The sequence below is a fragment of the Spirillospora sp. NPDC049652 genome (assembly GCF_040675125.1).
In the GTDB taxonomy this organism is placed as follows: Bacteria; Actinomycetota; Actinomycetes; order Streptosporangiales; family Streptosporangiaceae; genus Spirillospora.
The window spans coordinates 1-4,501 of record NZ_JBFAOF010000604.1; the positions used below are offsets into that span (position 1 = coordinate 1).

Here is a 4,501-nt window from a genome sequence, read left to right on the forward strand (position 1 = left end):
CTCGCCGCTCGCCCGGCTCACCCCGCGCGAGCGCGAGGTGATGGAGCTGATGGCGCAGGGCCGCTCGAACGCGGCGATCGCGCAGCAGCTCGTCGTGACCGAGCGCGCGGTCACCAAGCACACCGCCAACATCTTCGCCAAGCTCGACCTCGCCGTCTCCGACGACGACAACCGGCGCGTGCTGGCGGTGCTCGCCTACCTCAACAGCTGACCCCGGCCGGTCCCAGGGGGGGACCGTTAGGAGCGGAAGTTCACGCCGTTCATGGTCGGCTGGATCGTCCCCGCGGTGAAGGAGTCCGGGCAGAGCGGGAGCGGGCCGCGCGCCCCCGGACCGCTCACCTCGTTCCAGCCGTCGTGGACCTTCACACCGAAGCCGCCGATGCTCGGGCAGCCCGGCGTCGCGTCGTACTTCACGCCCTCGAACGCCGACGTCCCCGGCTTGAGGGTGATCGTCGTCCCGGCGCCGGGCATCTTGACCTGGGTCGTGCGGAGCTGCTGGTACCGGCCGGGCGTGCCCTTGCCGAAGGTCGCCCATCCGGGGGCCAGCGTGCACGCCCTGGCCGACTTGTTGGTCAGGATCAGCGTCGCGACGACGTGCCCGTCCTTGCCCCCCGGCTGCCGCTGCCAGCCCGCCCGCAGCTCCGCCGCCTTGCAGCGCGCGGCCGCGCCGCCGGTCTCGCCCGCCTTCACGTGCGACGGGACGGTCTCGGGCGTCGCCTTGCCCCCGGTCGTCCCCGGTCCCTGCGACGCGTCCGGCGAGGTCGTCACCTTCGACGTCCCGGACGCCGTGCTGCCCGCCTTGGTGTCCCCGCATCCGGCGAGGGCCACGGCCACGGCCGCCGCGCCCCCGGCCAGCGTGACGCTCATGCGAACGGTACGTGGCTTCATGGCGAACACCCTGCCAAAGCCGGTGCCCCGCCACAACCGCCGCTCCAGGGTCGGCCCGTCCGGGCGAACCGGCTCGGTCCCTCCGGGCGAACCGGGGCGGCCCGTCCGGGCAAGCCGGGCGGGCCCCTCCGGGCAAGGCGGGTCAGCCGGCCCGGGCGATCCGGGTCAACCGGTCCAGGTGAAGCGGGGCGGGCGGCGCTCCAGGAAGGCCGCGACGCCCTCGGCCACGTCCCCGCCCGCCGCCACCTCGTCCAGCCAGCCCTGGACGACCTCCTCGGCCGGGCGGTCGGCGGCGAGCGCGTCCACGATGTCCTTGGTGGCGCACTGGGTGAGCAGGGAGCGCGTGGCGAGCGTCGCGGCGAACTCCGCGACCCGCTCGTGGACCGTTCCCGCCGGGACGGTCTCGTCCAGCAGCCCGATCCGCAGCGCGTGCGCGGCGTCCACGAGCTCGGCCGAGAACAGCAGGTACTTGGCGGCGGCCGGGCCGACCAGCCGGACCAGCCGGGCCGTCGCCGAGAGCGGGTAGACGATGCCGAGCTTGGCCGGGGTGATCCCGAACCGCGCGTCCGCGGCGGCGAACCGCAGGTCGCAGGCCGCCGCGAGCTGGCAGCCGCCGCCCACGCAGAAGCCCTCGATCGCGGCCACGGTCGGCTTGGGGAACGCGGCGAGCGCCTCCTCGGCCAGCGTGGACAGGTGGCCCTTGTCGGGCCGGTTGATGTCGGCGAGCTCGGCGATGTCCGCGCCCGCGCAGAAGTCGCCGCCCGCCCCGGTCAGCACCACCACCCGGACGGACGGGTCCCCGGCCATGCCGTCCAGGAGCTCGGGCAGCTCGCGCCACATGTCCGCCGACATCGCGTTGCGCTTGGCGGGCCGGTCGATCGTGATCGTGCCCACGCCGTCCGCGACGCCGCCGCGCAGCCGTCCCCCGTCGCCCATGTGCGCTCCTTCCGCCCGTTCGCGCGCCATCGTACGGAGGCTTCCCTTCACCCCGGACGCCGGGTGCCGGGGGCTCCCGCGGGGTGACGCGGGATGTCTCGACGCCGGAGCCCTGCGGGCGCGGCCTCGGCGGCGGCCCTGGCACCGCCCTGGCGCAGGTAGGGCGGGAATGCACAGAACGCGGATTGTGCTGTACTGTCAAATCAGCGTCTCCGTTCGATACGGCGCTCCGGTCCGCGTCCAGCGTGATCGGGCCCGGGAGACGCGCACGTTCCCCGCCCCGGGCCTCTGAGCGCCCGGTGACAGCCTGTGCGGCCCCGCGCCGCCCGCAGCCTTCCAGGGAGCCGACTTTTCCGCCTGCCAGGCCAGGCCCTTCCTTTTCCCTCACTCGTTCCTCTCGCTCACGCGCCGCCGGAGAAGCGGCCGTATGAAGGGACCCGCATGACCACCACCACGGCAGAACACGCCGCCGTGCCCGCGCAGGCCGACCGGCGCCGCCGGACCCGGGCGCGCGCCGCGTCGGCCCGCACCCCCGCCCGCACCGACGGCCCCGCCGAGGAGGCCGGGACCAGCGGAGAGGACGCGCAGCCCCTCCCGGTCGTCCCGTTCAACGGGATCCTGGCCCTCCAGGACAACCGCGCCTTCGTCCGCACCTCCGGCTACCTGTCCGGGCCCGACGACGTGCACCTGACCCCTGCGCAGGTCCGCGACGCGCACCTGCGCCCCGGCGACATCGTCGTCGGCACGGCCCGTCCGCCCCGGTCCGCCCGGGAGCGGTACGCCACGCTCGCCTCGGTCGAGTCGGTCAACGGGCTGGCGCCCGAGGCCGCCGCCGGACGGCCCGAGTTCAACAAGCTCACCCCGCTGTTCCCGAACGAGCGGCTGCGCCTGGACACCGGCGCGATGATGACCCGCGTGATCGACCTGGTGTCGCCGATCGGCAAGGGCCAGCGCGGCCTGATCGTCTCGCCGCCCAAGGTCGGCAAGACCATGGTCCTCAAGGCGCTGGCCAACGCGATCACCACCGACAACCCCGAGTGCCACCTGATGATCGTGCTGATCGACGAGCGGCCGGAGGAGGTCACCGACTTCCAGCGCTCGGTCCGCGGCGAGGTCGTGCACTCCACCTTCGACCGGCCCGCCGACGAGCACATCACGCTCGCCGAGCTCGCCGTCGAGCGCGCCAAGCGGCTGGTCGAGCAGGGCCACGACGTGGTCATGCTGCTCGACTCGATCACCCGGCTCGGCCGGGTCTACAACCTGGCGGCCCCGTCCAGCAGCAGGATCCTCGCCGGCGGCGTCGCGACGACCGCCCTGTACCCGCCGAAGAAGTTCTTCGGCGCGGCCCGCAACATCGAGAACGGCGGGTCGCTCACCATCCTCGCCACCGCGCTGGTCGAGACCGGCTCGCGGATGGACGAGGTGTTCTTCGAGGAGTTCAAGGGCACCGGCAACATGGAGCTGAAGCTCGACCGGAGCCTGGCCGACCGCCGCGTCTTCCCCGCCGTGGACGTCGAGGCGTCCAGCACCCGCCGCGAGGACCTGCTCATGTCCCCCGAGGAGCTGGAGCTGAACTGGAAGCTCCGCCGCGCGATGTCCGGGATGGACAAGCAGCAGGCGATCGAGCTGCTCCTGGAGCGGATGAAGGGCACCAGCAGCAACGCCGAGTTCCTGCTCAGGATGCAGCAGGCGCTCTGACCCGCGGCGTCCTCTCCACCACGCTTCGAGACGCGGCCGGCCGGCCGCGCCCGGGTCAGCCGCCGGTGGAGGGCTCCGGATCGAACGACCGCAGGATCCGGTCGTAGAGGCGCGCTCCGGGGGTCCACCGCTTGGCGTGGGTGAAGAAGAAGAACTCGTACCCGGCGACGCGGCTGCGCAGGGCGTGCGAGCCGCCGCCCCGGTCCCAGGTGAACTCCCACTCCGCCGCGCCCGGCGCCAGATCCGGCGCGGACTCCAGGCGCAGCCGGTGGTAGCCGGGGTAGGTTCCCGCGCCGGCCGCGCGCCGCTCGTCCGCGCGCAGGCCGGACAGCGCGTCCCCCGGGGCCCGGACGATGGTCAGGCCCTCGCCGTCCGACGGATCGGCCCAGGCCACGCCGTTGGTGATGTGGTGCGAGCGCCAGTCCGCCGGGACCTCCACGCTGAACGCGCCGGCCGCGCGGTAGACGGTCGTCTGGTCGGACCCGCCCGGCAGGGGCTGCACCATCGACGAGGCGCTCTTGCTCACCGAGTTCCAGCGCGCCGACCAGGCGCCCAGCAGCGCGACCCCGGCGAGCGCGGCGCCGAGGCCGACCAGCGCCCCGAACCTGGGCCGCTTGGACGCCGGAATCGCCACGGGGTCGAGGTCGTCGACGGGTTCGTCCGGATCGCCGAGGTCGGTCGTCCCGGGGGCGCCGTCCGGGTCGTCCCGGCCGTCTTCTTTCGCCGGATCTCCTTTGCCGGGCGATCTCGCCGCCCTCCGCGCCGCCCGCGTGCCGGGGTCGCCGGGCTCGGCGGGTGAAGGAACTCCGGACGCACCGGACGGGTCGGGCAGCGCGTCGCGCAGCAGCCGCTCCACGGCCTCGGCGGTCAGGCGCTCCCGCGGGTCCTCACGGAGCAGCCCGGAGACGACCGGGCCGAGCCCCCGGGCGGCGCGCGGCGGCTCGTACTCCCCCAGGAGCACCGCGACCATCGCCGCGAG

The 4,501-nt window shown here is 74.4% G+C and carries 5 protein-coding genes; 2 read left to right on the plus strand and 3 right to left on the minus strand.

From position 1 onward, the window contains the following. Window positions 1-211, plus strand: a 211-nt coding sequence (locus AB0J52_RS28860) for a response regulator transcription factor (RefSeq protein WP_500185649.1), incomplete at its 5' end; no start/stop codon positions are given. A 26-nt stretch (window positions 212-237) separates the two neighbouring features. On the opposite strand, the gene AB0J52_RS28865 is transcribed toward AB0J52_RS28860, so the two are convergent. Together AB0J52_RS28865 and AB0J52_RS28870 are read right to left on the minus strand one after the other, a co-directional pair. Further along, the gene (locus AB0J52_RS28865; protein ID WP_500185650.1) at window positions 238-888 is read right to left on the minus strand and encodes a DUF4232 domain-containing protein; all 651 of its coding nucleotides are present in this window, start codon (window positions 886-888) and stop codon (window positions 238-240) included. Between the two features lie 165 nt (window positions 889-1,053). Beyond that, a complete protein-coding gene (locus tag AB0J52_RS28870; RefSeq protein WP_500185652.1) occupies window positions 1,054-1,824 on the minus strand; it encodes an enoyl-CoA hydratase/isomerase family protein in 771 nt (256 codons plus the stop codon). Between the two features lie 441 nt (window positions 1,825-2,265). On the opposite strand from AB0J52_RS28870, the gene rho reads away from it, so the two are divergent. Beyond that, window positions 2,266-3,522, plus strand: a complete 1,257-nt coding sequence (gene rho, locus AB0J52_RS28875) for a transcription termination factor Rho (protein WP_500185653.1) — start codon at window positions 2,266-2,268, stop codon at window positions 3,520-3,522. A gap of 55 nt (window positions 3,523-3,577) precedes the next feature. Here rho and AB0J52_RS28880 read toward each other — a convergent pair. After that, on the minus strand, window positions 3,578-4,501 hold a 924-nt coding region (locus AB0J52_RS28880), incomplete at its 5' end, for a serine/threonine kinase C-terminal domain-containing protein (RefSeq protein WP_500185654.1).

Coding starts and splice junctions, on each gene's coding strand:
- AB0J52_RS28865 (WP_500185650.1), bottom strand. CDS start 888: ATGAAGCCACGTACCGTTCGCATGAGCGTCACGCTGGCCGGGGGCGCG.
- AB0J52_RS28870 (WP_500185652.1), bottom strand. CDS start 1,824: ATGGGCGACGGGGGACGGCTGCGCGGCGGCGTCGCGGACGGCGTGGGC.
- rho (WP_500185653.1), top strand. CDS start 2,266: ATGACCACCACCACGGCAGAACACGCCGCCGTGCCCGCGCAGGCCGAC.